Annotated in this window: 18 protein-coding genes and 2 tRNA genes; 14 read left to right on the top strand and 6 right to left on the bottom strand. The window is 34.8% G+C overall.

The window, feature by feature from the left end; all coding sequences use genetic code 11:
• Positions 1 to 6: 6 nt before the first annotated feature.
• Positions 7 to 2,031, bottom strand: a complete 2,025-nt coding sequence (locus tag ABD935_RS04160) for a glycoside hydrolase family 2 TIM barrel-domain containing protein (protein WP_345190360.1) — start codon at positions 2,029 to 2,031, stop codon at positions 7 to 9.
• Positions 2,032 to 2,159: 128 nt separating this feature from the next.
• Positions 2,160 to 2,708: an RNA methyltransferase gene (locus ABD935_RS04165; protein ID WP_345190361.1), complete on the bottom strand. Its 549-nt coding sequence runs from the start codon at positions 2,706 to 2,708 to the stop codon at positions 2,160 to 2,162.
• Positions 2,709 to 3,038: 330 nt separating this feature from the next.
• Between ABD935_RS04165 and mutS the strand changes: the two genes are divergently transcribed.
• From mutS to ABD935_RS04180, 3 genes are all read left to right on the top strand, one after another.
• Complete coding sequence (gene mutS, locus ABD935_RS04170; protein WP_345190362.1) at positions 3,039 to 5,648, top strand: DNA mismatch repair protein MutS; 2,610 nt, start codon at positions 3,039 to 3,041, stop codon at positions 5,646 to 5,648.
• Positions 5,649 to 5,746: 98 nt separating this feature from the next.
• A tRNA-Gly gene (locus tag ABD935_RS04175) sits at positions 5,747 to 5,818 on the top strand.
• A 27-nt stretch (positions 5,819 to 5,845) separates the two neighbouring features.
• A tRNA-Leu gene (locus ABD935_RS04180) sits at positions 5,846 to 5,929 on the top strand.
• Between the two features lie 371 nt (positions 5,930 to 6,300).
• Here the strand turns inward: ABD935_RS04180 and ABD935_RS04185 are convergent.
• From ABD935_RS04185 to ABD935_RS04195, 3 genes are all read right to left on the bottom strand, one after another.
• Complete coding sequence (locus tag ABD935_RS04185) at positions 6,301 to 7,194, bottom strand: IS982 family transposase (RefSeq protein WP_345190363.1); 894 nt, start codon at positions 7,192 to 7,194, stop codon at positions 6,301 to 6,303.
• Positions 7,195 to 7,466: 272 nt separating this feature from the next.
• Entirely contained in the window at positions 7,467 to 7,667 is a 201-nt protein-coding gene (locus tag ABD935_RS04190) for an Arm DNA-binding domain-containing protein (protein WP_345190364.1), read from the bottom strand.
• 83 nt (positions 7,668 to 7,750) lie between these two features.
• Positions 7,751 to 8,575, bottom strand: coding sequence for a universal stress protein (locus ABD935_RS04195; RefSeq protein WP_345190365.1), 825 nt, complete (start codon positions 8,573 to 8,575; stop codon positions 7,751 to 7,753).
• A gap of 134 nt (positions 8,576 to 8,709) precedes the next feature.
• On the opposite strand from ABD935_RS04195, the gene rimP reads away from it, so the two are divergent.
• The 3 genes from rimP to infB all read left to right on the top strand — a co-directional run bounded on the left by rimP (position 8,710) and on the right by infB (position 13,287).
• Positions 8,710 to 9,171 (top strand): ribosome assembly cofactor RimP, encoded by a 462-nt coding sequence (rimP, locus tag ABD935_RS04200; protein ID WP_345190367.1) that lies wholly within the window; start codon positions 8,710 to 8,712, stop codon positions 9,169 to 9,171.
• Positions 9,172 to 9,183: 12 nt separating this feature from the next.
• Positions 9,184 to 10,416, top strand: a complete 1,233-nt coding sequence (gene nusA / locus ABD935_RS04205; protein WP_345190368.1) for a transcription termination factor NusA — start codon at positions 9,184 to 9,186, stop codon at positions 10,414 to 10,416.
• A 93-nt stretch (positions 10,417 to 10,509) separates the two neighbouring features.
• Positions 10,510 to 13,287, top strand: coding sequence for a translation initiation factor IF-2 (gene infB, locus ABD935_RS04210; protein ID WP_345190369.1), 2,778 nt, complete (start codon positions 10,510 to 10,512; stop codon positions 13,285 to 13,287).
• 67 nt (positions 13,288 to 13,354) lie between these two features.
• Here infB and ABD935_RS04215 read toward each other — a convergent pair whose 3' ends face one another.
• On the bottom strand, positions 13,355 to 13,753 hold the full coding sequence (locus ABD935_RS04215; RefSeq protein WP_345190370.1) for an SPOR domain-containing protein: 399 nt from the start codon (positions 13,751 to 13,753) through the stop codon (positions 13,355 to 13,357).
• Positions 13,754 to 13,972: 219 nt separating this feature from the next.
• Here ABD935_RS04215 and ABD935_RS04220 point away from each other — a divergent pair, with 219 nt between their 5' ends.
• The 8 genes from ABD935_RS04220 to ABD935_RS04255 are packed head-to-tail and all read left to right on the top strand — an operon-like array spanning position 13,973 to position 25,557.
• On the top strand, positions 13,973 to 15,265 hold the full coding sequence (locus ABD935_RS04220; protein ID WP_345190372.1) for a c-type cytochrome: 1,293 nt from the start codon (positions 13,973 to 13,975) through the stop codon (positions 15,263 to 15,265).
• A gap of 34 nt (positions 15,266 to 15,299) precedes the next feature.
• Positions 15,300 to 18,395 (top strand): TAT-variant-translocated molybdopterin oxidoreductase, encoded by a 3,096-nt coding sequence (locus ABD935_RS04225; RefSeq protein WP_345190373.1) that lies wholly within the window; start codon positions 15,300 to 15,302, stop codon positions 18,393 to 18,395.
• A gap of 28 nt (positions 18,396 to 18,423) precedes the next feature.
• Positions 18,424 to 20,148: an NrfD/PsrC family molybdoenzyme membrane anchor subunit gene (gene nrfD, locus ABD935_RS04230; RefSeq protein WP_345190374.1), complete on the top strand. Its 1,725-nt coding sequence runs from the start codon at positions 18,424 to 18,426 to the stop codon at positions 20,146 to 20,148.
• 9 nt (positions 20,149 to 20,157) lie between these two features.
• The gene (locus tag ABD935_RS04235; protein WP_345190375.1) at positions 20,158 to 20,688 is read left to right on the top strand and encodes a DUF3341 domain-containing protein; all 531 of its coding nucleotides are present in this window, start codon (positions 20,158 to 20,160) and stop codon (positions 20,686 to 20,688) included.
• Between the two features lie 8 nt (positions 20,689 to 20,696).
• Positions 20,697 to 21,248 (top strand): c-type cytochrome, encoded by a 552-nt coding sequence (locus tag ABD935_RS04240; protein ID WP_345190377.1) that lies wholly within the window; start codon positions 20,697 to 20,699, stop codon positions 21,246 to 21,248.
• A gap of 23 nt (positions 21,249 to 21,271) precedes the next feature.
• Positions 21,272 to 22,639 (top strand): quinol:cytochrome C oxidoreductase, encoded by a 1,368-nt coding sequence (locus ABD935_RS04245; RefSeq protein ID WP_345190378.1) that lies wholly within the window; start codon positions 21,272 to 21,274, stop codon positions 22,637 to 22,639.
• A 29-nt stretch (positions 22,640 to 22,668) separates the two neighbouring features.
• Complete coding sequence (locus tag ABD935_RS04250; RefSeq protein ID WP_345190379.1) at positions 22,669 to 23,736, top strand: cytochrome c oxidase subunit II; 1,068 nt, start codon at positions 22,669 to 22,671, stop codon at positions 23,734 to 23,736.
• A gap of 27 nt (positions 23,737 to 23,763) precedes the next feature.
• Positions 23,764 to 25,557 carry a cytochrome c oxidase subunit I gene (locus ABD935_RS04255; RefSeq protein WP_345190380.1) on the top strand — a complete coding sequence of 598 codons (1,794 nt, stop codon included), beginning with the start codon at positions 23,764 to 23,766 and terminating at the stop codon, positions 25,555 to 25,557.
• The last annotated feature ends 95 nt before the right edge of the window (positions 25,558 to 25,652 follow it).

Consider the following 25,652-nt stretch of genomic DNA (forward strand, 5'->3'; position numbering starts at 1 on the left):
TAGTTTTTAGTTTAAGGTCCATTCTATTTGGTCGTGTAGCGATTTGTTAGAACTAACTTTTATGGTGTTTTTTCCTTTTTTAAGCGTAACATTTTCAAAAGATATGATGTTAATATCAGACTCCAATTTCTTTTTTCCTACTTTTTTGTCATTTACATAAAGGGTGACATTTTTTTGGTTGGTATAAATCTTAACGTTTACAACACCGGCGTTACGATTGTTATTTCTTCGCTCTGCGATGTATAACACAGGCTCTTCAGACCAGTTAGCTTTATAGAAGTAGAATGCATCTTTTTTGGTGGATCTATCGAAAGTTACAAGGCCTTTATGGTTAGTAAACGGAATACCACCTCTATTCCAGTCGCCAACAGAGAAGTCGAAAAGATTCCATACATAGGAACTCCATACAAAAGGTCTGTCTTTTATAACTTTCCATGAGACCTCATGGCAATACGTTTGGTCTTGTTCAGGAAAGTGCAAGCCAAAGGGTTTGTCTAATTTTGAAAGATCTTGTTGGTATATATTCCCACCAGCGCCATACTCACTTATTCCTAAAGGAATATCAGGATAGGCTTTATGAGATTCATCAAGCCATTTACCAAGATCTTTATAGACGCCGTAATACCAACCGAAATATTTATTCCAAGCCTGTAAGTCGGTAATCCCATTCATGTTCGATTTTATTCCACGATCGCTTGCTGAAACGGTTGGACGAGAATTATCTAATTTATGTGCTAACTCGTTTAGTTCTTTTGTAAGTTGAACACAGGGTTCATCGGGACTCTCATAAGCCCTAACTTCATTCCATAGGCCCCATACGTAAATACATGGATGGTTATAATTCTGGTAAATTAGTTCTTTAAGTTGTTGTTTGGCGTTGCCAGATTCTCGTCCACTATAATCGTGAACAAAAGGTATTTCGCTCCAAGCAAGAATGCCCTTTTCGTCTGCTAGGTTATAGGTCGTTTCAGAATGTTGATAGTGCGATAAACGCACTGTTGTGGCTCCAATTTCTTCAATAAGAGACATGTCTTTAAGATGAGCCTCTTCATTTAAAGCAGGACCATATTGTTTCCATTCCTGATGCATCGCCACCCCATGTAAATTGTAAGGCTCATTATTTAGAAAGAATCCTTTTTCTGGATCTACGCGTGTTGTTTTTATGCCAAATCTCTGTGAAACAAGGTCAATTTCATTGCCGTGTATCACTTGTATATCTGCGGTATACAAATATGGGTTTTTCTTTCCATGCCAAAAAATGGCATTCTTTATTTGGAAAGGAACTTTTATTATCTGGGAGTCTTCAGAAGGCTCAATATCCAAAAGCTTTTCAGCTTGAACCTCACCATTAGCGTCTTTTATAATGCATTTTAGTTGGGAGGCATTCATGACATTTACATGAATCCGTACTTCAAGATCGGTCTGTTCTTCGTTTACTACCGTCGATTCTATGAATACCCCTGGCGACGCATAAAATTCTGGGTTTATACGGTTTTTGGGGGTTGCAAAAATTTGAACGGGTCTATAAATTCCACCATATATATTAAATAGTTTGTCTGTAATAGGAATGGTTTTGTAATCTGGTTCGTTTGTAACTTTTACAGCAATAATGTTGGTCTTGCCAATGTCTACAAAGTCTTCGATGCTATAACAAAAGGCAGAATATCCTCCAGAATGATTTCCTAATCTTTTGCCATTTATATAGACTTCCGAGCTGTGTCCAACAGCTTCAAATCGAATGAATATTTTTTTGTCGGTCATTGATTCAGGAACAATAACTTCACTTCTGTACCACGCTACACCTCTATAGTATCCATTTTCATTTATTGCATCCATCGAATAAGTGTGGGGTACGGTTATGTTTTCCCAGTCTGTGGATTCAAAGTCTTTAGATTGGGCATTATAACTATTACCTTTTGAAAAAGTCCAGTCTGTGAGGTTTATATAATTTCTCGATTTTACAAATTTAGGCTGTCCATGTATAAAAAAGGTGGACATAAGAATCAGCAGAATAACTTGATTTGGTTTCATTTGATTAGTTTAGAATGAAAAAATATGTAAGTTTTTGTTGTTTTGACAAAGTATTTAATAGCCATGAATCGCAAAATTTCCAGTACTTGATTTAAACTTGACAAAGATTTAAACATGAAGATTTACATCTAATTATCTTGGTTCTTGTAAAGTGAAAGCTTGGTAAACAAATCCCAAATCACGACTCCACAACTAACAGATATATTTAGAGAATGTTTTGTGCCAAATTGAGGGATTTCAATAACCACATCACTTTTACTAACTACATCTTGTGCAACACCTTTTACTTCGTTGCCAAAAACTAAGGCGTATTTGTTATTGTGCTCAACAACAAAGTCATTTAGCATCGTAGCGTTTTCAGCTTGCTCAATGGCGCAAATTTTTACGTTTTCAGCTTTCAGTTTTTCAACTAAATCCATGGTGCTTTCAACGTATTCCCAATCTAAAGTGTCTGTGCTTCCCAAAGCCGTTTTATGAATGTCTTTGTGCGGAGGCGTTGCCGTGATGCCACAGAGGTAAATTTTTTCAACTAAAAAAGCATCACTTGTTCTAAATACGGAACCTATATTATTTAAGCTCCTAATATTATCAAGAATTATAATGATTGGTGTTTTTTTAGCTTCTCTAAAAGCATCAACGCTTAATCTGTTTAATTCGCTATTTTTAAGTTTACGCATTGAAAATAATTATTTTTTATTCCCTCGAAAGAGGGAATCTTATTGTTTTACGTCATTGCGAGGAGGCACGACGTGGCAATCTGTTTATTCTTAATTCTATTTTTCAAAAGATTACTTCAGTCATTCTTCCCTCGCAATGACGAATAAATTAATGCTTTAAGATTCAATTTTTGTTGAAATCTCGTTCTAATTGTAGATAACTTCTAAAAAATCAACTTCAAAAAACATGAAATTAATGGTACATTGCGTGCTACAATTTTGTCAAAAATAAGATTTAAAATTCACTTTCACATTGAGATTCCCATCTTCATGGGAATGAAAAAGGACTAAATGAAAAAAGCAAAAAAAGTAACGCCTTTAATGAAACAATACAATGCCATTAAGGTGAAATACCCTGATGCATTATTGTTATTTCGCGTGGGCGATTTTTACGAAACTTTTGGTAGCGATGCTGTTAAGGCAGCGGGGATTTTAGGTATTATATTGACTAAACGTGGTGCTGGTAGTGAGAGTGAAATTGAGTTGGCAGGATTCCCACACCATTCCATAAACACCTATTTGCCAAAGTTGGTGAAAGCAGGTGAGCGTGTTGCCATTTGCGACCAACTAGAGGATCCTAAACAAACCAAAACCATCGTAAAGCGAGGCGTAACCGAATTGGTAACTCCAGGGGTTGCTTTAAATGATGAGGTTTTAATGTCAAAATCGAACAACTTTTTATGTTCGGTATATTTTGAAAAAAAAAATATTGGAATTTCGTTTTTAGATATTTCAACAGGAGAGTTTTTAACCTCACAAGGCAATGCAGAGTATATTGATAAGTTGCTTCAAAATTTTAGTCCGAGTGAAGTTCTAGTATCAAAACAAAAGCGTTCGTTATTTAATGAGACTTTTGGAGAAGATTTCCATACCTTTTATTTAGAAGATTGGGTGTATCAAACCGACTATGCTTACGAAACTTTAATCAAACATTTCGACACTAAAACATTAAAAGGTTTTGGTATTGAAGATTTATATGAAGGGATTATTGCTTCGGGGTCTATTTTGCATTATTTAGGCGAAACACAACATCATAAATTACAGCATATTACATCCATTTCTAGAATTGCTGAAGATGATTATGTTTGGATGGATAAATTCACCATCAGAAATTTAGAACTTTATAATTCTACCAATAATAATGCGGTCACGCTTCTAAATGTGATTGATAAGACCATTTCGCCCATGGGTGGAAGGTTATTGAAACGTTGGTTGGCATTACCTTTAAAAAATGTTGATAAAATCAAGCAGCGTCATGAGGTGGTTAGTTTTTTGACTAAAGAAAACACAGTGCTTCAAAAAATTCAAAACCACATTAAACATATTGGGGATTTAGAACGCTTAATTTCCAAGATTGCCACAGGAAAAGTGAATCCGCGTGAGGTCATTCAGCTTAAAAATTCTTTAGAAGCTATTGTACCTATAAAGTCTTTGGCATCGAATTGCGATAATGAATCCCTTAAAATTATTGGCGATAAACTTCAAAGTTGCAATGTACTTCGTGAAAAAGTAAAAGAGACTTTAAACGAAGAAGCACCCGTAAATGTATTGAAAGGAAATAGTATTGCTGCTGGTTTTTCTTCGGAATTGGATGAATTGAGAGGTTTGTCTAAATCTGGTAAAGATTATCTGGATAACATGTTAGAGCGCGAAAGTGAACGCACAGGAATCACATCGCTTAAAATAGCATCGAATAACGTATTTGGGTATTATATAGAAGTCAGAAACACACATAAAGATAAGGTTCCAGAAGAATGGATTCGTAAGCAAACTTTGGTGAATGCAGAGCGTTACATTACTGAAGAACTTAAAGAATACGAAGCCAAAATATTAGGCGCAGAAGATAGAATTCAAGCTATAGAACAACAGTTGTTTGGTGAATTGATTGGTTGGTTAAATCAATATATAAAACCAGTACAGCAAAACGCCTATTTAATTGGGCAACTAGATTGTTTGTGCGGGTTTGCACAATTGGCAAAGGATAACAACTATATCTATCCAACACTTGATGATTCATTTGATTTGGAGATTAAAGATGGGCGTCATCCTGTTATAGAAAAGCAATTACCTATTGGAGAAGCTTATATTGCTAACGATGTTTTTTTGGATAGAATAGGTCAACAAATTATTATGATTACGGGACCTAATATGTCTGGTAAATCGGCCATATTGCGTCAAACAGCATTAATAGTATTGTTGGCTCAAATAGGGAGTTTTGTGCCAGCTAAATCTGCTAGAATAGGTTTGGTGGATAAGATTTTTACGAGGGTGGGCGCGAGCGATAATATTTCAATGGGAGAATCGACCTTTATGGTAGAAATGAACGAAACAGCTTCTATTTTGAATAATATTTCTGACAGGAGTTTAGTGTTATTAGATGAAATAGGAAGAGGTACGAGTACCTATGATGGTATTTCCATTGCTTGGGCAATTAGTGAATATTTACACGAGCATCCTGCAAAACCTAAAACACTGTTTGCAACCCACTATCATGAGTTAAATGAGATGAGTGAAACTTTTGGACGTATTAAAAATTTTAATGTGTCTGTAAAAGAATTAAAAGATAATGTCTTATTCTTAAGAAAACTGGTTGAAGGTGGAAGCGCACATAGTTTTGGGATTCACGTAGCAAAAATGGCGGGCATGCCACAACAAGTTTTACACCGTGCGAATAAAATTTTGAAGAAATTAGAGCAATCACATTCTAGTGAAGAGCTTACTGATAAGGTAAAAACCTTGAATGACGATATGCAATTGAGTTTTTTTAATCTTGATGACCCTTTGTTGGAAAATATTAAAGATGAAATATTACACATTGATATTGATACACTTACGCCTGTAGAAGCACTTATGAAATTGAATGAAATTAAGCGCATGTTAGTCAAGAAAAAGCAAGCTTAAAATTATTTTTATTTATTTCACTAAAAGGCTTTGGTTTTAGTAGAAATATTTTAAATTTGCATCCGCAATAGAGATATTGCACGTTCATTATAAAGACTGCGAAAGTAGCTCAGGGGTAGAGCATCACCTTGCCAAGGTGGGGGTCGCGGGTTCAAATCCCGTCTTTCGCTCTGAAACTTTCTTTAAAATATACCAATGCTGAAGTGGTGGAATTGGTAGACACGTTGGACTTAAAATCCAATGTCCATTAGGACGTACGGGTTCAAGTCCCGTCTTCAGTACTAAAGCCCTTGTTAATCGATTGATTTTCAAGGGTTTTTTATTTTTGAATAGCCTAATTTGTATGATTATTGTATTATCAGTTAGCTTTAATGCCTTTAAGCTGTAGTTTTGAATTTACTCAACAAATCTTTATTTATTGAAAATTGTTAGTGCTAAATCTGTATCAGTAAGCCTTTTTGCCTGAACAGCATTTTTAAAAAACCCTTCCTTTACTTTAAATGATTCGGAAATGTATTTTTCAAAATCTGATTTTTCAAATGCAGAAATTGGAAAACCAAAAACGTCGCTATAGGGGTCAAAACAAAAATCACAAAATTCTTTATTCGAGTGTGTGCTAATATAGCTATCAACCTGAGTTCGACGTAAGGATTTAGCAAAAAAGTGCTAATTGAGCTGTGTTTTCTGTTTCAAATTTAATACTAGGTTTCTTTTCCTGAAAGGAATAAGCGATAAGACTCGCTACTAAATTGGTGATAAAATTACCAAAACTCCTATGTCTAGAATGTTCAGCTTGGGCTATGTTTTTTAACTGGTCATTTATGGTTTCTATAACGGAGCGTTTTCTGAGCAATATTTTGTCCCTCATAGTCATCATTACGTTTTTCATATTATTTCTAATACCAGCAACTAGATGTAACCCTTGGTCGAATAACAAGGCTGAGAGCTGCTTGGATATATAGCCTTTATCGGCATATAAACTACCGAATATTTTCTTCAAAATGTTGTTTTGTTTTAAAGGCGTTCTATCGTCTACATTTGCCTGAGTGATAATAAAATCAAGTAGTTCTCCTTTATCGTTTATATTAAAGCCATAAAACCAACCCATAGTGGATTTACCAATAGTAGCAATATTCTTAAACACTTTATTTTGCTTTATTCGTTTTTTATTGCACGCACGTATTGGTGTTGAATCTATAAAAGATATGCCGGTACATTGCCCCAAACAACAGGTCTTCATATATAAAGTTAATGGCAGTAAATTAGACTGCATCAATTCAACAAAACGATTGTATGAAACTGTATTTGGAAACTCTTGTTTGAGCTGGCCTTGGACATAGTGAATATAGAAATGTTTAAAGGTCCTTATGCCGCTTAGATGGAATAAAACAGTAATGGTCAATATTTCACTGGTGGACATCTTGAATTTACGGTTTCTTGTCTTTTTTCCTGTAGAAAGTTGTCGTTTTACTAAAGCAGGTTCAAAAACAAGACAAAAATCATCAATAGAACAAAATATTTGTGTAATTTTATCTTTAGAAATCATAAGCAGAATGTTTTTTAAAATATTGGAATTCAACACTTTAATATACTAAATATTCTGCTTTTTCTATGCTAATAAGCCTCTTTTCTTAAGTCGAACTCAGGTTATCAAATATTTCATCATAATTAGCTGTATAATTCAATATGCGCCCAACTATTTTTTCTTTTAATTTGTTGTATTCTTTATCTTCAATTTCTTTTTCATAAGCACATATAACAACTTTTAAATTCTTGTGTTCGGTGTAATCATTTATTAATAAAATATCTCTTTTACAGTTATTTAGGGGATATAAGCATCTTATTCGCTTTAGATAATTTTTTCACCAACAGATTATTAAGATTCGCTGCATTTGGATGTGATTTTCTAACACGAATATTTTTCTCATTCCAATATTCTAATTCTATATAATGACCAATGTAATGATAGTTGGAACGACTATTTTTTTGAAATTCTAATTGCAAAAGGGTATAGATCATTTTTATTTCCCCTCAGTGAATCTCTGTGAAATATTTTTTTATCCTCAATCCTTTGCACTCCTTCGACTTGGCACGATATCATTCTAAATCTTAAAAGTAATCACGGGCCTTTTAGCATGATTTACCAAATCCTCACTAATACTACCATTAAAAAAATGAGAAATACCTTGTCTGCCATGGGTACTCATTCCAATTAAATCAGCCTTGATGGATTGCGAAAAATTCATAATGCCCTTTTCAATGCTTAAATCATTATAAATATTGGTCGTGTAATTTGAAAATTTTGAAGAATCAACAAAATCTTGCATACGCTGTTTTGAATCAGCCGAGGTTGTGAATTTATTTGGTGTATTTACCATGAGCAAATGCAATTTAGCATTCAATACATTTGCGAACTGAATAGCTTTATCATAGTTTTCTTTGCTTTCATTTTTAAAATCTGATGCAAAAACAAAATCATTAACATCAAAAGCATCATGTTCTTTTTTAATAACAAGCACAGGGATTTCAGAGGTGCGTACTACTTTTTCGGTATTACTACCAATCAGCATTTCTTTAAAACCACTAACACCGTTAGAGCCCATAATGATTAAATCGATATCATGTTTTTTGCAAACATGGAAAATGCCTTTAAAAATCTCATGAAAATCAACGGTTTCATGTACAACCAAGTCTTGTAAATAATCTTTATCTTTTAGTTCTTCAAACCTTTTATGAGCTAGTTTCATAAAAAACACAGCCTCAGGTAAATTATTGTAAGAACTTAGAGCATCTACTTCGTGTAATGGGATTTCAAGTATGTGTAATAAGTAAATTTCGCAATTATGCCTTTTAGCTAGTTGAGCAGCTACTTTAAGGGCATTTTCAGCTTGAGGAGAAAAATCAGTGGGTACAAGTATTTTTTTCATAGTTAGATAGGTGAGTTGTATCTAAATTTATGAAAAATTACTTTAAAAATCAATAAAATATTATATATTTGCACTGTTGAAAGGCGAAATTAAAGATATGAGGGGACGGAAAGTCCCCTCTTTTTATACTAAAAATGTTTAAAAAAACTGTAACAGACTTACTTGAAACTGCGTTAATTGAACGACCAGATTTATTTCTTATCGAATTTTCAGTTGGGAGTGATAACCATATTAAAATCATTATTGATGGAGATAATGGCGTTTTAGTTGAAGACTGCATGTTTATAAGTAGAGCCATTGAACATAATTTGGATAGGGAAGAACAGGATTTTTCTTTAGAAGTGATGTCGTGTGGTGCAACAGAGCCATTAGTAAACAAAAGGCAGTATAAAAAGAATTTAGAAAGAACGCTTAAAGTAAAAACAGCTTCAGGTAAAATTGAAGGTACACTTACTAAAGCAACCGATGATACTATTACATTAGCATGGAAAGTTAGAGAGCCAAAACCAGTAGGGAAGGGCAAAGTAACTGTAAAAAAGGAAGCGAGTATTGCTTTCGATGATATTATAGAAGCAAAAGTTATGATTAAATTTTAATTAAGAAGAGTTATGGAAAATATCGCGTTAATTGAATCTTTTTCAGAATTCAAAGACGATAAGTTAATTGACAGAGTTACGTTAATGGCAATTTTAGAAGACGTATTTAGAAGCGCCTTAAAAAAGAAATACGGTGATGATGATAATTTTGATATCATTGTAAATCCAGATAAAGGTGATTTAGAAATATGGAGAAATAGAATTGTTGTTGATGATGGCGAAGTTGAAGAGCCAAACCAAGAAATTTCATTATCAGAAGCTCGAAAAATTGAGCCGGATTTTGAAGTAGGTGAAGATGTATCTGAAGAAGTGAAACTAATAGATTTAGGAAGGCGTGCTATTTTGGCATTGCGTCAAAACCTGATTTCTAAAATTCATGAGCACGATAATACCATAATTTACAAGCAATTTAAAGATTTAGTAGGGGAGATTTACACTGCAGAAGTACACCATATTCGCCACAGAGCGGTTATTTTGTTAGATGATGAAGGTAATGAAATTGTATTGCCAAAAGACAGACAAATTCCTTCAGATTTCTTTAGAAAAGGTGATAATGTAAGAGGTGTAATTGATAGTGTAGAACTTAAAGGCGCCAAGCCAACAATAATAATGTCTAGAAGCTCTCCAAAGTTTTTAGAGAAATTATTTGAACAAGAAATACCAGAAGTTTTTGATGGCTTAATTACAATTAAACATGTTGTAAGGATACCTGGAGAAAAAGCAAAAGTAGCTGTAGATTCTTATGATGACAGAATTGACCCAGTAGGGGCATGTGTTGGTATGAAAGGTTCTAGAATTCACGGTATTGTTCGCGAATTAGGAAATGAAAACATTGATGTTATAAATTATACAAATAATTTACAATTATTCATTACAAGAGCCTTAAGCCCTGCAAGAGTAACTTCAATTAAATTAAATGAAGAAACAAAACGTGCCGAGGTTATTTTAAAACCAGAAGAGGTAAGTAAAGCTATTGGTAGAGGCGGACATAATATCCGTTTGGCTGGACAGTTAACCGGTTATGAAATTGATGTGTTTAGAGAAGGCGCAGAGGAAGATGTAGAATTAAGAGAGTTCAAAGATGAAATAGAAGGGTGGATTATTGATGAATTCAGTAAAGCTGGATTAGATACCGCAAAAAGTATTTTAGAACAAGAGGTTGCTGATTTAGTTAAAAGAACAGATTTAGAAGAAGAAACAATTAATGATGTTATCAGAATTCTTAAAGAAGAATTTGAAGACTAAATTAAATGGTGAGTAAATAATTAATGCAGATTTGCATCATTTTTATGCCTTGATTGGTATAATATTTATATTTGAGTATTTTAAAGGCGATTTATGGCTGAGACAATTAGATTAAATAAAGTATTACGCGAGCTTAACATCTCTTTAGATCGTGCCGTAGAATTTCTAGATTCTAAAGGTGTCGAGATAGAGAAGCGTCCCACTACGAAGATTTCTGAAGAAACATATAGGATTCTTTCAGATGAATTCGAAACTGATGCGAACAAAAAAGTGAAGTCGCAAGAAGTAAGTGAAGCTAAGCTAAAGGAAAAGGAAGATTTACGTGTAAAACGTGAAAAAGAATTAGAAGTAAAGCAAAAAGCTCAAGAAGCCATTGAAAAAGCTAAACAAGAAGAGGTTGTTAAAGCTTCAAAAACGCTTTCTGGACCTAAACAAGTAGGTAAAATTGATTTAGATCCTAAAAAAACAGAAGCTAAGGCCGTTGTTACTAAAGAGGAAGTTGTTGAGAAACCCGTTGTAGAAAAGGTAAAAGAAGCACCTGTAAAAGCATCTACTCCTAAAGTAGAAGATAAAGCAGTTGTTAAAGAAACGGAAACTGCAAAAGAAACAGAACCCGTAAAAGTAATTGCAAAGGAACCAAAAAAAGTAGCTACAATTACCGATGAAGAAGGGAATGTGATTCCTGATGAAAAGGTAAAAACACAATATAAAAAACTTACTGGGCCAAAAATTTCAGGTGATAAAATTGATTTATCTCAATTTAATAAACCTAAAAAGAAGAAAGAAGAGAAAAAACCAGTAGCTAAAGCTGGAGATGCTAATAAGAAAAAGCGTCGCCGTATTAGTAAAGCTGGAGCACCTCAAACTGGTCCTGGAAATAGATCAGGTGGTCCAAGAACAGGAGGAAACGACAGGTTTAAAGGTAAACCAGGACAAGGGCGTCGTAATGTTCCTAAAGAAGAACCTTCAGAAGAAGATGTTAAAAAACAAGTGCGCGAAACACTTGAGAAACTTCAAGGTAAATCAAACAAAGGAAAAGGCGCAAAATACAGAAGAGATAAAAGAGATCAGCATAGGGAGCAGACTGAGATTGATGAGCGGATAGAAGCAGCAGAAAGCAAAATCCTTAAAGTAACTGAGTTTGTTACCGCAAATGAAGTAGCTACTATGATGGATGTGAGTGTAACCCAAATTATTTCAGCGTGTATGTCACTTGGAATGATGGTTACCATGAACCAACGTTTAGATGCTGAAACACTTTCTATAGTTGCTGATGAATTTGGATATCAAGTAGAATTTGTAACTGCAGATATTGAAGAATCTATTGAAGAAGTTGAAGATAGACCAGAAGATCTAGAACCACGTGCGCCAATTGTTACAGTAATGGGTCACGTAGATCATGGTAAAACGTCGCTTCTAGATTATATTCGTCAAGAAAATGTAATCGCAGGAGAGTCTGGTGGAATTACACAGCATATTGGTGCTTACGGTGTTCAATTAGAAGGAGGTCAAAAAATCGCATTCTTAGATACTCCGGGTCACGAGGCCTTTACAGCCATGCGTGCTCGTGGTGCTCAAGTTACAGATATTGCTATTATTGTAGCAGCGGCCGATGATGATATTATGCCACAAACAAAAGAAGCTATATCGCATGCGCAAGCAGCGGGAGTTCCTATTGTATTCGCTATAAATAAAATAGATAAGCCAGACGCTAATCCAGAAAAGATTAAGGATGGATTAGCACAAATGAACTTATTAGTTGAAGATTGGGGAGGAAAAATTCAATCTCATGATATTTCAGCTAAAGAAGGAACTGGAGTTAAAGAATTATTAGAAAAAGTATTGCTTGAAGCAGAATTATTAGAGCTTAAAGCAAATCCAAATAAACCTGCTGTAGGTACTGTAGTTGAAGCCTTTTTAGACAAAGGTAGAGGCTATGTGTCTACAATACTAGTACAAGCTGGAACTTTAAAAGTTGGGGATTATGTACTTGCAGGAAAAAATAGTGGAAAGGTTAAAGCTATGCACGATGAGCGTGGAAACGACGTTGCAGAAGCCGGACCTTCAACACCTGTGTCTATTCTTGGTTTAGACGGAGCGCCTCAGGCAGGTGATAAATTTAATGTATTTGATGATGAGCGTGAAGCAAAACAAATTGCTTCAAAGCGAGCGCAATTGCAACGCGAGCAGTCTGTACGCACGCAACGTCATATAACGCTTGATGAAATTGGACGTCGTATTGCACTTGGTGATTTCCAAGAACTTAATATTATCCTTAAAGGTGATGTTGATGGTTCGGTTGAAGCCTTAACAGATTCGTTCCAGAAATTATCAACTGAAGAAATTCAAGTTAATATTTTACATAAAGGTGTTGGAGCCATTACAGAAAGTGATGTGTTATTAGCTTCAGCTTCCGACGCGATTATTATTGGATTTAATGTGAGACCTGTTGGTAACGCAAGAATGATTGCAGATAAAGAAGAAATCGATATTAGATCATATTCTATTATTTACGACGCTATTAATGATCTTAAAGATGCGATGGAAGGTATGTTATCTCCAGAGCTTAAAGAAGAGATTACAGGTACTGCTGAAATTAGAGAAATGTTTAAAGTTTCTAAAGTTGGAACTATTGCAGGATGTATGGTAACTAATGGTAAAATACTTAGAAGTTCAGGGATTAGATTAATAAGGGATGGTGTAGTAGTTTATACAGGAGAATTAGCGTCGTTAAAACGATTTAAGGATGATGCCAAAGAAGTAACTAAAGGTTATGATTGTGGTATGCAAATTAAAAACTATAACGATATTAAAGAAGGCGATATAATTGAGGCTTTCCATGAAGTTGAGGTTAAAAAGAAATTAAAATAATTAATAAGATTTATTGACGTATTGTTAAATTGTATTGACAATATTTAAGCATAAAAACTTTAATAAACTAATTTTTATCTTTCTTAGGCTTAAAAATAAATGCGCTAGGGAATTTTGTTTTAATACGTTTTAAAGCTCTATCCGCTTCTAATCGCGTTCTAAAATTACCTGCCCAAATTTTAAAATTTGGCGTTTCATATTGCATTGAAGGATGCCAATCGCCAAAAGAACTACTAAATTCATTTTTAGCGTTTTGAGCCCCAGAACGATTCCCAGAATACACCTGTATTTTAAACCTTTCAGAATCAGTTTCATTCTTATTCATTTCTTTTTTAAGATCTAATAAAACGGTAATGTGCTTGTCTTGATTTATAGTAACATGGCCTTGTTGCGAAAAACAATAGGTCGACGTTAGTGCAAAACAAAAAACGCTTAAAAAACTGATTCTTAATTTATATGTGTTCATTTTTTTAAATTTTTTTATACAAATGTATACGTTATAAACTTAATTGTGGTTCTTTTTGTTATTTAGAATTCCTCTAAATTACCAATTATCACTTCTCTAACATTTTTCAAATCGACTTTTAATATTACTTTTGCGACAGATTTTTTTAACTGCGTGTATTTTTTATTTATTATATGATAAAAATCATGCCAAAGTTTAGAAGTTAATTTAACCAACAATATGAGAAAGGTGATTCACCGTAAATTAAGTACAAACTTTCTTCGTTTAAGCTTAGTTGTATTATTAGCGTTTACAACCGCTCTTTCCGCTCAGGAAGGGGATCCAGCAAAAGGAAAATCATTATTTAATGCCAATTGTGCTGCTTGTCATCAGTTAGATAAAAAAATGACGGGACCTGCGTTGCGTCATGTAGAAGCGCGTTTGGATGAAGAGCAAGGTTTAGATCGTGCTTGGATTCAAGCATGGATTCGTAATAGTTCTGGCGTTATTAAATCTGGTGACGCTTACGCAAACAAAATTTATAATGAGTATGGCGGTGCAGCAATGACTGCTATGCCTCAATTATCGGACGAAGATATAAGTAACATCCTTGCTTATACAGCAGAGGAAAAGAAAGCACCTGCTCAAGCTGCTGCTCCAGTTGGAGGAGGAGAAACAAGTGGTTCTTCAAATGGTATCTCGAACGAAATTATTTTAGGTGCTTTAGCAATTCTTTTCATTTTATTAGCAGCTGGTTTGTACGTAGTAAACAAAACATTACGCCGTTTTGCTTCAGCTCAAAATATCGATTTGCCTGAAACTTCGGGAAGAACACCGCTGTGGAAAGCATTTGTGCAAAATCAATTTTTAATGATTATTGTTGCCATATTCTTTTTATTGTCAAGTGCATATTTTGTATTTGGTTTCTTTATGCAAATTGGTGTAGACCAAGGGTATCAACCTGTACAACCTATTCATTTTTCGCATAAGATACACGCTGGCGATAATGGTATTGATTGTAAATATTGCCACTCTTCCGCTAGAGTTAGTAAAACCTCAGGTATACCTTCATTAAATGTTTGTATGAACTGTCATAAATCTATATATGAGTATAACGGAGAAACAACTCCAGAATATTCTAAAGAATTCTATGATGGTGAAATCAAAAAATTATATGCTGCAGCTGGGTGGAGTGATGAAGATCAGAAATATTCGGGTGATGCACAACCGGTAAAATGGGTGCGTATTCATAATTTGCCAGACTTTGTGTATTTCAATCACTCGCAACACGTTACTGTTGGTGGTCAAGAATGTCAAACATGTCATGGTCCTGTTGAAGAAATGGAAGTTATGTATCAGCATGCGCCCTTAACTATGGGTTGGTGTATTAATTGCCATAGAGAAACCGATGTAAATGTAAAAGACAATGCTTACTATACAAAAATACATGAAGAATTATCTAAAAAGTATGGTGTAGATAATTTAACGGTTGCTCAAATGGGCGGTATGGAATGTGGTAAATGTCACTATTAATAAATTTAAATAAGAAGTAATTCAATTATATAATATGTCATCAAACAAGAAATACTGGAAAAGTGTTGAAGAGCTAAACGAAAATAGCTCTATTGTTGAGACGCTAAAACAAAACGAGTTTGTTAATGAGATTCCTACTGATGAATTTTTAGGTGATAAAGATACATTAGAAGCTACATCAACAACACGTCGCGATTTCTTAAAGTATGTAGGATTTAGTACAGCGGCTGCTTCTTTAGCAGCTTGTGAAGGTCCTGTGAAAAAATCTATTCCTTATATAGTGCAACCAACGGAAATTATTCCAGGGGTTGCTAATTATTATGCAACTACAATTGCTGATGGATTTGATTTTGCAAGTGTTTTAGTAAGAACCCGAGAAGGTCGTCCAATTAAAATTGAGAATAATACAATGGCAGCTACCAATGGTAGTGCTAATGCTAGAGTAAATGCTTCTGTTTTAGGATTGTATGATAGTTTAAGAGTTCAAGGTCCTAAAAAAGATGGTGAGTCAATTTCTTGGAGTGACTTTGATGCTGAAACCAATCAAAAATTAACTGATATTGCTGCGGCTAATAAAAACATTGTGTTATTAACACAAACGTTTGCTAGTCCATCTACAAGTAAGTTGATTTCAGAATTTAAAGAAAAATACGGTAATGTTAGTCATGTAGTGTACGATGCTGTTTCAGAATCTACTGCATTGGATGCTTATCAGGCTAAATATGGAGAACGCGGGCTAGCGAATTACGATTTTGCTAAAGCGATGACTATCGTTTCTGTTGGTGCAGATTTCTTAGGAGATTGGCAAGGTGGCGGATTTGATTCTGGATATTCTAAAAATAGAGTGCCTGATCACGGTAAAATGTCAAGACACATTCAGTTTGAGTCTAATATGTCTCTTACTGGTGCAAATGCAGATAAACGTGTACCTTTAACGCCTTCACAACAAAAAATAGCTTTAGCTAAGTTATATAGTTATGTGGTTGGTGGTTCTGTTTCAGGAACTTTACCTGAAAACATCGAAGATGCTATTAAGAAAGCAGCTTCTCAACTTAAGAAAGCAGGAAGTAAAGGTTTAGTGGTTACAGGAATTCAAGATGTAAACGCTCAAACTGTAGCTTTAGAAATTAACGAAGCTTTAGGTAGTAAAGCTTTTGATAAAACATCTCCAATTAAAACAAGGCAAGGTAGTGATATTGCTGTTGCTAGATTAGTTGGTGATATGAAAGCAGGTCGGGTTGGAGCACTTATCATGAGTGGTGTAAATCCAATATACAGCTTACCAAATGCTTCAGATTTTGCTGAAGGATTGAAAAAAGTAGAATTATCTGTAGCGTTTTCTATGAAAGCAGACGAAACGTCTTCAGAAACACAATATATTGCAGCAGCTCCTCATTATTTAGAATCTTGGGGCGACGTTGAAATTAAGAAAGGACATTATGCATTAACGCAGCCAACAATACGTCCTTTATTTGATACACGTCAGTTTCAAGACGCTTTATTAAAATGGACAGGAAATGATGTGTCTTATCATGATTATATCAAAGATGCTTGGGGAGCTGGTATTTTAAGTGGTGATTCTTTCAATAAAGCATTACATGATGGTGTTTATGTAGGACAAATTGCTACTGAAACTGTGGAGACATCTGATGCTGATGAAGCAGTAGAAGCACCTTCAGGGAATGCAGCGAGAGCTTTAGCTTCTTCTGCAAAATCAAACGGAGGTTTAGAATTAACATTATATACTAAAGTAGGTATGGGAGATGGGCAACAAGCCAATAACCCATGGTTACAAGAATTTCCTGATCCTTTAACAAGAGCATCTTGGGATAACTATTTAACCATTTCTAAAGCGGATGCTGATGAAAAAGGTTTAACCAATACACATGTGGCTAACGGTGCATTAAATGGTAGTTATGCTAATGTTTCGGTAAACGGAGCTACTTTAAAAGTGCCAGTAATGATTCAGCCAGGGCAAGCAAAAGGCTCTGTAGGATTAGCATTAGGTTACGGAAAAACTAAAGGTTTAAAAACAGAAATGCAAACAGGTGTTAACGCCTATGCATTTTATCAAAACTTCAATACAGTTCAAAATGTTACTATTGAAGCTGCTGCTGGTGAGCATGAATTTGCTTCAGTACAGTTACACAATACCTTAATGGGGCGTGGCGATATCATTAAAGAAACTACTTTAGAGATATTCAATACTAAAGATAGAAATGTTTGGAATAAAGTGCCTACTGTATCTTTAAACCACGTAGAAACTCCAGTAACATCTCCAGATGTTGATTTATGGGATGAATTTGATCGTTCAATCGGGCATCACTTCAACTTGTCAATCGACTTAAATGCCTGTACGGGATGTGGGGCTTGTGTTATTGCTTGTCACGCTGAAAATAATGTGCCTGTTGTTGGTAAAACTGAAGTGCGTCGTAGCCGTGATATGCACTGGTTACGTATTGATAGATATTATTCATCTGAAGAATCGTTTGAAGGCGATAATACTAAAAAAGACGATATATCTGGTTTAGGAAGTTCATTAAGTGAATTTGCTGAAATGGAAAATGCTTCTGAGAATCCTCAAGTAGCATTCCAACCAGTAATGTGTCAGCATTGTAACCACGCGCCTTGTGAAACAGTTTGTCCTGTGGCAGCAACATCTCATGGTCGTCAAGGTCAAAACCACATGGCTTATAACCGTTGTGTAGGTACAAGATATTGTGCTAACAACTGTCCGTATAAAGTTCGTCGTTTTAACTGGTTCTTGTACAATGGCAATGATGAGTTTGATTATCATATGAATGATGATTTAGGCCGTATGGTATTAAATCCAGATGTGGTAGTACGTTCTCGTGGTGTGATGGAAAAATGTTCTATGTGTATTCAAAAAACACAAAAAACAATTTTGGATGCCAAACGTGATGGTCGTGAAATTAAAGATGGCGAATTCCAAACAGCATGTTCTGCAGCTTGTAGCAACGGAGCAATGAGTTTTGGTGACATTAATGATAAATACTCAAAAGTTGCAAAACTTTTAAAAGATAATCGTATGTATCACTTGTTAGAAAGTGTTGGTACCAAGCCTAATGTGCAGTATCATACTAAAGTGAGAAATACAACTGAAGCATAAATTTAATTAAAGAATCAATTATATAATTATGGCGTCTCATTACGAAGCACCTATTAGAAGACCTTTAGTTACAGGGGAAAAATCATACCACGACGTTACTGTGGATGTGGCTGCTCCTGTAGAAGGAAAAGCAAATAAGCAATGGTGGATAGTATTTAGTATCTCACTTGTGGCTTTCCTTTGGGGAATCGGATGTATTTTATACACAATATCAACAGGTATTGGAACTTGGGGTTTAAACAAGACCGTAGGTTGGGCTTGGGATATTACTAACTTCGTTTGGTGGGTTGGTATTGGTCACGCAGGAACATTGATTTCGGCGGTACTTTTATTGTTCCGTCAAAAATGGAGAATGGCAATTAACCGTTCTGCGGAGGCTATGACCATTTTCTCGGTAGTACAAGCAGGTTTGTTCCCAATTATTCACATGGGTCGTCCATGGTTAGGATATTGGGTATTACCAATTCCTAATCAATTTGGCTCGTTATGGGTAAACTTTAACTCGCCATTACTTTGGGATGTATTCGCGATTTCGACGTATTTATCGGTATCATTAGTATTCTGGTGGACTGGATTATTACCAGATTTTGCTATGCTTAGAGATAGAGCGATTAAACCTTTTCAAAAGAAAATTTATTCATTATTAAGTTTCGGATGGTCTGGTAGAGCAAAAGATTGGCAACGTTTTGAAGAAGTATCTTTGGTACTTGCTGGTTTAGCAACACCATTAGTACTTTCTGTACATACTATTGTATCGTTTGACTTCGCAACTTCCGTTATTCCAGGGTGGCATACAACGATTTTTCCACCATACTTTGTTGCTGGAGCGGTATTCTCAGGATTTGCCATGGTAAATACGCTTCTTATAATTATGAGAAAAGTATGTAGCCTTGAAGATTATATTACAGTACAACACATCGAATTAATGAACATAGTCATTATGATTACAGGTTCAATCGTTGGTGTAGCATATATCACAGAGTTATTTATAGCATGGTATTCTGGTGTAGAATACGAACAATACGCATTCTTAAACAGAGCAACCGGACCTTACTGGTGGGCGTATTGGGCAATGATGACTTGTAATGTTTTCTCTCCACAGTTTATGTGGTTTAAGAAATTAAGAACAAGCATTATGTTCTCCTTCTTTATCTCAATTGTAGTAAATATTGGAATGTGGTTCGAGCGTTTTGTAATTATTGTAACATCATTACACAGAGATTATTTACCATCATCATGGACGATGTTCTCTCCAACATTTGTTGATATTGGAATTTTTATCGGAACGATTGGATTCTTCTTTGTGTTATTTTTATTATATGCAAGAACATTTCCAGTAATAGCGCAAGCTGAGGTTAAAACAATTTTAAAATCATCTGGAGAACGTTATAAAAATATTAGAGAAGCTGGAAACAGTTTGGTAGGAACAGGCGCCGATGCAAGAACATCAGGAGGAACTGTTATTAAACCTGCTGCAACTTCAAAAGGTGATAATTCAGAAAAAGTGAGTAACCTTTTGGGAAGTATAGGTGCTTTTGATGCAGCTACGCAAACTGCCGATGATTTAAAGAAAATAAATGGTATCGGTCCAAAAATGGAAGAAGTACTTAACAGTATTGGTATTTATACCTTCCTTCAGGTTAGTAAGATGACGAAAAAAGAATACGATTTGTTAGACAGTATTACAGGTACTTTCCCAGGAAGAGCCGAACGTGATGATTGGTCTGGACAAGCTAAAAAATTAATAAACTAAACATAGTCAATGGAAGCTTCAAAAGTTATTCACGCTATTTATACTGATGATGATATTTTAATGTCGGCCGTTAAACAGGTTAAGGCAGAAAGACATCACATTGAAGAAATATATACACCATTTCCAGTTCACGGACTAGACAAAGCCATGGGACTTGCTCCTACACGTATTGCTATTACAGCATTTATGTATGGTTTAGTTGGTTTAACCGTAGCGATTGTGATGATGAATTTCATTATGATTGAAGATTGGCCTCAAAATATTGGAGGTAAGCCAAGTTTCAGTTATATAGAAAATATGCCAGCGTTCGTGCCAATTATGTTTGAACTTACGGTGTTTTTTGCAGCGCATTTAATGGTAATTACATTTTACCTGCGTAGTAGAATGTGGCCATTCAAAAATGCTGAAAATCCTGACCCAAGAACTACCGATGACCATTTTTTAATGGAAATTGCTGTTCATGGAAATGAAAAAGAACTAGAAAGTTTGCTAGCAGAAACTGGAGCCGTAGAAATTAATTTAGTTGATAAAGCCCATTAATGATAAAGATGAAAAGCTTAATTAAAATATTAGTAATAGCAGTTGTTTTTGTTGCTGTATCTTGTAATAAGAGCACAGCACCTAACTATCAATTCATGCCGAATATGTATGAATCTGCTGGATATGAAACGTATGGTGAAGCTGCATTTCCTAACGGAGTAGAGGCGCAGTTGCCAGTTGATGGTTCAATACCTAGAGGTTATGTGCCTTTCGATATTGAAAATTCTACAGCAGGATATGAGTTAGCAAAAGCGACTTTAATGACTCCTTTAGATTCGACTCAGGTGGATTTGAATCGAGGAAAAGAATTGTACGATATTTATTGTGGAATTTGCCACGGAAATAAAGGAAAAGGGCAAGGTAACTTGGTGAAACGAGAAAAGATTCTTGGTATTCCTAGTTATGATGATGCAGGTAGAGCGATAAATGCAGGAAGTATTTATCACACGATATATTATGGCAAAAATGCTATGGGTTCTTACGCTAACCAATTGAATGAGGAAGAGCGTTGGCAAGTGGTATCGTATGTGTTAAAGTTGAAAGCAGATTTAGAAAAGTAAGATTGATAAGATTATTATAAGATATGTATACATTTTCAAATAAATTAAAGACATTTTCTTTCATTTTAATGATATTAGGAGCATTAGGTGTTGGATATGGTTTTATGACATCTCATAAATCTTTTGAGGAAGTTGAGCACTTACTTGCAGAAGAATCACATCACGGTGGAGGACATGGTGAAGAGGCTACTCATGATGAAGCAAGTCATGGTGCACATGCAACAGTAGATTCACACGCTGAAAGTCACGGAGAAACTGCTCACGCAGAGGTAGACGAACATGCAAAACATATTGAGCATGTTCAGCATCAAATAGCAAATAGACCTTGGTCTGCGCTTTATGTTGCCGCATTTTTCTTTATGATGATTGCACTTGGAGTTTTAGCATTTTATGCTATTCAAATTGCATCACAAGCAGGGTGGTCTCCAGTATTGTTTAGAGTTATGGAGGGAATGACTGCGTACTTATTACCTGGCGCTTTGATCGTTTTGGGAATAGCAGCTGCATCTCACTTTATTGGCCATAATAACTTATTCATCTGGATGGATCCAGAAGTTGTGGCTCATGATAAACTTATTGAAGGAAAAACAGGATGGTTAAACATTTGGGGTTTCATCATTAGAGGTTTAATATTTATAGGAGGTTGGAGCTTGTACCGTCATTTTTCACGTAAATTCTCTATTGCTCAAGATACAGCAGAAGATAAAAGTAACTTCAAAAAATCATTCCGTATTTCAGCAGCATTTTTAGTATTCTTTATATATACAGAATCTATGATGTCTTGGGATTGGATTATGAGTGTAGATCCTCACTGGTTTTCAACATTATTTGGATGGTACGTATTTGCTAGTATGTTTGTAAGTGGTATTACGGTTATAGCTTTAATTACTATTTATTTAAAATCTAGAAACTATTTAGAGTTTGTAAATGAAAATCATTTACATGATGTTGCTAAGTTTATGTTTGCTTTCAGTATTTTCTGGACTTACTTATGGTTCTCACAGTTCATGTTAATCTGGTATTCGAATATTCCAGAAGAAGTAACCTATTTTGTAACACGTTTCCAAGATTATAAATTACCGTTCTTAGGTATGGTGGTTATGAACTTTGTATTTCCAATATTAATGTTAATGAATGCCGATTACAAACGTATCCCTTGGTTTGTGGTTATGGCAGGTTTAGTTATTTTGTTTGGACATTATATAGATATTTTCAATATGATTATGCCAGCAACTGTTGGAGACAGATGGTTTATAGGAATTCCTGAAATAAGTTCAGTATTACTTTTCGCAGGCTTATTCATATTTGTAGTGTTTACAGCGCTTACAAAAGCTCCATTGCTAGTAAAAGGATATCCTTTTAGAAAGGAAAGTGAAGAATTTCATTATTAATTAGATATAAATAAAGACGAACGATACCAATGACTGCTTTATTAACAATTATAGTTTTAGTATTTATTTTAGTTGCCATTTGGCAAATGGTTAAGATTTTCGATTTAGCGCAAGCTAAGACTGAAAATTCACAAGTTGCCACCGATAAGGACAATACCTTAAATGCATATTTAATGATAGGCTTTTTAGCATTCATTTATATCATTACCATTGTATGCTTTGTAAAATGGGGTGATTTGCCTTTAATGTCGAATTCCGCTTCAGAGCATGGACCAACTATTGATAATTTGATGATTATCTCTATGGTAATTATTTTCATAACTCAAACCATAACTCAATTTTTATTACATTATTTCGCTTTTAAATATAAAGGTGAAAAGGGTAAAAAAGCATTGTTCTTTGCAGATAATAATAAATTAGAAGCTATTTGGACAATCATTCCTGTAATTGTTTTAGCAGGTTTAATTATTTATGGATTAAGTACTTGGATTAATATCATGGGTGTTGATGAAAGCGATGACCCATTAGTAGTAGAGCTTTATGCACAACAGTTTAACTGGAAAGCTAGGTATGGTGGAAATGATAATACTTTAGGTAAAGCCAATGTGCGTTTAATAGATATTGACCGCGCTAACATCTTAGGTTTAGACGAAGCTGATCCAAATGCGCAAGATGATGTGATTACTACAGAATTGCATTTACCAGTTGGGAAACCAGTATTGTTTAAAATGCGTTCCCAAGATGTATTGCACTCAGCATATATGCCACACTTTAGAGCACAAATGAACTGTGTTCCCGGTATGATAACTCAATTTGGGTTTACACCAACTGTAACCACTGCTGATATGCGTGAAACGCAGCAAATGCAAGAAAAAGTTAAAAGAATTAATGAGATTAGAGTTGAAAATAGTAAACCATTAATTGCTAATGGTGAAGAAGCCTTAGAGCGTTATGAGTTTGATTACTTATTACTATGTAATAAAATTTGTGGTAAATCTCACTACAACATGCAAATGAAAATTGTAGTAGAAACTCAAGAAGAATATGATGCTTGGATTGCAACCCAAAAACAATTCAAGAACTCTCTAGTTAACTAATTAAAAAGATAAATACGATATAAGATTATGTCAGCACACGCAGATAACCACGCTCACGACGACGACCACGGACATCATCATAAAGAAACGTTTGTAACTAAATATATATTTAGCCAAGACCATAAAATGATTGCCAAGCAGTACCTAATTACAGGTACTATTATGGGAGTTATTGGTGTAATAATGTCAATGATGTTCCGTATGCAAATTGCATGGCCAGAGGAACCAAACGTATTATTCGAAGCTTTATTAGGTAAATGGGCACCAGGTGGTGTTATGGATGCTGATATTTATTTAGCATTGGTTACCATTCACGGTACTATCATGGTATTCTTTGTATTGACGGCTGGATTAAGTGGTACGTTTAGTAACCTATTGATTCCGTTACAAATTGGTGCACGTGATATGGCATCAGGTTTCTTAAATATGGTATCGTATTGGTTATTCTTTTTATCAAGTATAATCATGGTAATTTCATTATTTGTTGAGGCTGGACCGGCATCTGCAGGATGGACTATATATCCTCCGTTAAGTGCTTTGCCAATGGCACAAGGTGGTTCTGGTATGGGTATGACTTTATGGTTAGTATCTATGGCTATATTTATTGCATCTTCATTATTAGGATCGCTTAACTATGTTGTAACAGTGATTAACCTGCGTACTAAAGGCATGTCTATGACAAGACTACCTTTAACAATTTGGGCATTTTTTGTAACTGCTATTATTGGTATTATTTCATTTCCAGTATTATTATCAGCAGCCTTACTATTAATAATGGATAGAAGTTTTGGAACATCATTCTTCTTGTCAGATATTTTTATTCAAGGTGAAGTATTACATTACCAAGGGGGGTCTCCAGTATTATTTGAACACTTATTTTGGTTCTTAGGGCATCCAGAGGTATATATTGTAATTTTACCTGCAATGGGGCTAGTTTCCGAAATTATGGCATCCAACTCACGTAAGCCTATTTTTGGTTACCGTGCTATGATTGCTTCTATATTAGCCATCGCGTTCTTATCAACAATTGTATGGGGACACCATATGTTCATTTCAGGAATGAATCCATTTTTGGGATCGGTGTTTACATTTACAACGTTGTTAATTGCAATTCCATCAGCGGTTAAAGCTTTTAACTGGATAACCACGCTCTGGAAGGGTAATTTACAGATGAATCCAGCCATGTTGTTTTCTATTGGTTTTGTGTCAACATTTATAACAGGTGGTTTAACAGGAATTATATTAGGAGATAGTGCTTTAGATATAAATGTACATGATACATATTTTGTTGTAGCTCACTTTCACTTAGTAATGGGTATATCTGCATTGTATGGTATGTTCGCTGGAATATATCATTGGTATCCAAAAATGTTTGGACGTATGCTTAATAAAAACCTTGGTTATATCCACTTTTGGATAACTGCAGTTTGTGCTTATGGAGTATTCTTCCCAATGCATTTTATTGGTATGGCAGGTTTACCACGTCGTTATTATACGAATAGTAACTTTCCGTTATTTGATGATTTAGCAAACGTTAATGTTATCATAACCATATTTGCTTTAATTGGTGGAGTGGTGCAAATAGTATATTTATATAACTTTTTCAGCAGTATTTTCTTCGGAAAAAAAGCTGTTCAAAACCCTTGGAAATCTACAACTTTAGAATGGACGGCTCCTGTAGAACACATGCATGGAAACTGGCCAGGAGAAATTCCTCATGTACATCGTTGGGCTTACGATTATAGCAAACCGGGACATGATGTAGATTTTATTCCACAAAATATTCCTTTAAAAGATGGTGAAGAAGAACTTCAGCATTAATTAATAATATCACTCTTATATGTAAAAACTCACCTATTTTAGGCGAGTTTTTCTGTTTAAAAGCATTTATTTCCGATGAAATACAAAATAATGTA

Source organism: Algibacter agarivorans (assembly GCF_039543245.1).
Lineage (GTDB): Bacteria > Bacteroidota > Bacteroidia > Flavobacteriales > Flavobacteriaceae > Algibacter_G > Algibacter_G agarivorans.

Excerpts from the sequence above, each read along its gene's own strand:
- ABD935_RS04245 (WP_345190378.1), top strand. The coding sequence starts at position 21,272 with ATGTATACATTTTCAAATAAATTAAAGACATTTTCTTTCATTTTAATG.
- ABD935_RS04215 (WP_345190370.1), bottom strand. The coding sequence starts at position 13,753 with ATGAACACATATAAATTAAGAATCAGTTTTTTAAGCGTTTTTTGTTTT.
- ABD935_RS04235 (WP_345190375.1), top strand. The coding sequence starts at position 20,158 with ATGGAAGCTTCAAAAGTTATTCACGCTATTTATACTGATGATGATATT.
- ABD935_RS04255 (WP_345190380.1), top strand. The coding sequence starts at position 23,764 with ATGTCAGCACACGCAGATAACCACGCTCACGACGACGACCACGGACAT.
- ABD935_RS04185 (WP_345190363.1), bottom strand. The coding sequence starts at position 7,194 with ATGATTTCTAAAGATAAAATTACACAAATATTTTGTTCTATTGATGAT.
- ABD935_RS04160 (WP_345190360.1), bottom strand. The coding sequence starts at position 2,031 with ATGAAACCAAATCAAGTTATTCTGCTGATTCTTATGTCCACCTTTTTT.
- nusA (WP_345190368.1), top strand. The coding sequence starts at position 9,184 with ATGGAAAATATCGCGTTAATTGAATCTTTTTCAGAATTCAAAGACGAT.
- ABD935_RS04250 (WP_345190379.1), top strand. The coding sequence starts at position 22,669 with ATGACTGCTTTATTAACAATTATAGTTTTAGTATTTATTTTAGTTGCC.
- ABD935_RS04165 (WP_345190361.1), bottom strand. The coding sequence starts at position 2,708 with ATGCGTAAACTTAAAAATAGCGAATTAAACAGATTAAGCGTTGATGCT.
- rimP (WP_345190367.1), top strand. The coding sequence starts at position 8,710 with ATGTTTAAAAAAACTGTAACAGACTTACTTGAAACTGCGTTAATTGAA.
- ABD935_RS04220 (WP_345190372.1), top strand. The coding sequence starts at position 13,973 with ATGAGAAAGGTGATTCACCGTAAATTAAGTACAAACTTTCTTCGTTTA.
- ABD935_RS04225 (WP_345190373.1), top strand. The coding sequence starts at position 15,300 with ATGTCATCAAACAAGAAATACTGGAAAAGTGTTGAAGAGCTAAACGAA.
- nrfD (WP_345190374.1), top strand. The coding sequence starts at position 18,424 with ATGGCGTCTCATTACGAAGCACCTATTAGAAGACCTTTAGTTACAGGG.
- ABD935_RS04190 (WP_345190364.1), bottom strand. The coding sequence starts at position 7,667 with ATGATCTATACCCTTTTGCAATTAGAATTTCAAAAAAATAGTCGTTCC.
- infB (WP_345190369.1), top strand. The coding sequence starts at position 10,510 with ATGGCTGAGACAATTAGATTAAATAAAGTATTACGCGAGCTTAACATC.
- mutS (WP_345190362.1), top strand. The coding sequence starts at position 3,039 with ATGAAAAAAGCAAAAAAAGTAACGCCTTTAATGAAACAATACAATGCC.
- ABD935_RS04195 (WP_345190365.1), bottom strand. The coding sequence starts at position 8,575 with ATGAAAAAAATACTTGTACCCACTGATTTTTCTCCTCAAGCTGAAAAT.
- ABD935_RS04240 (WP_345190377.1), top strand. The coding sequence starts at position 20,697 with ATGAAAAGCTTAATTAAAATATTAGTAATAGCAGTTGTTTTTGTTGCT.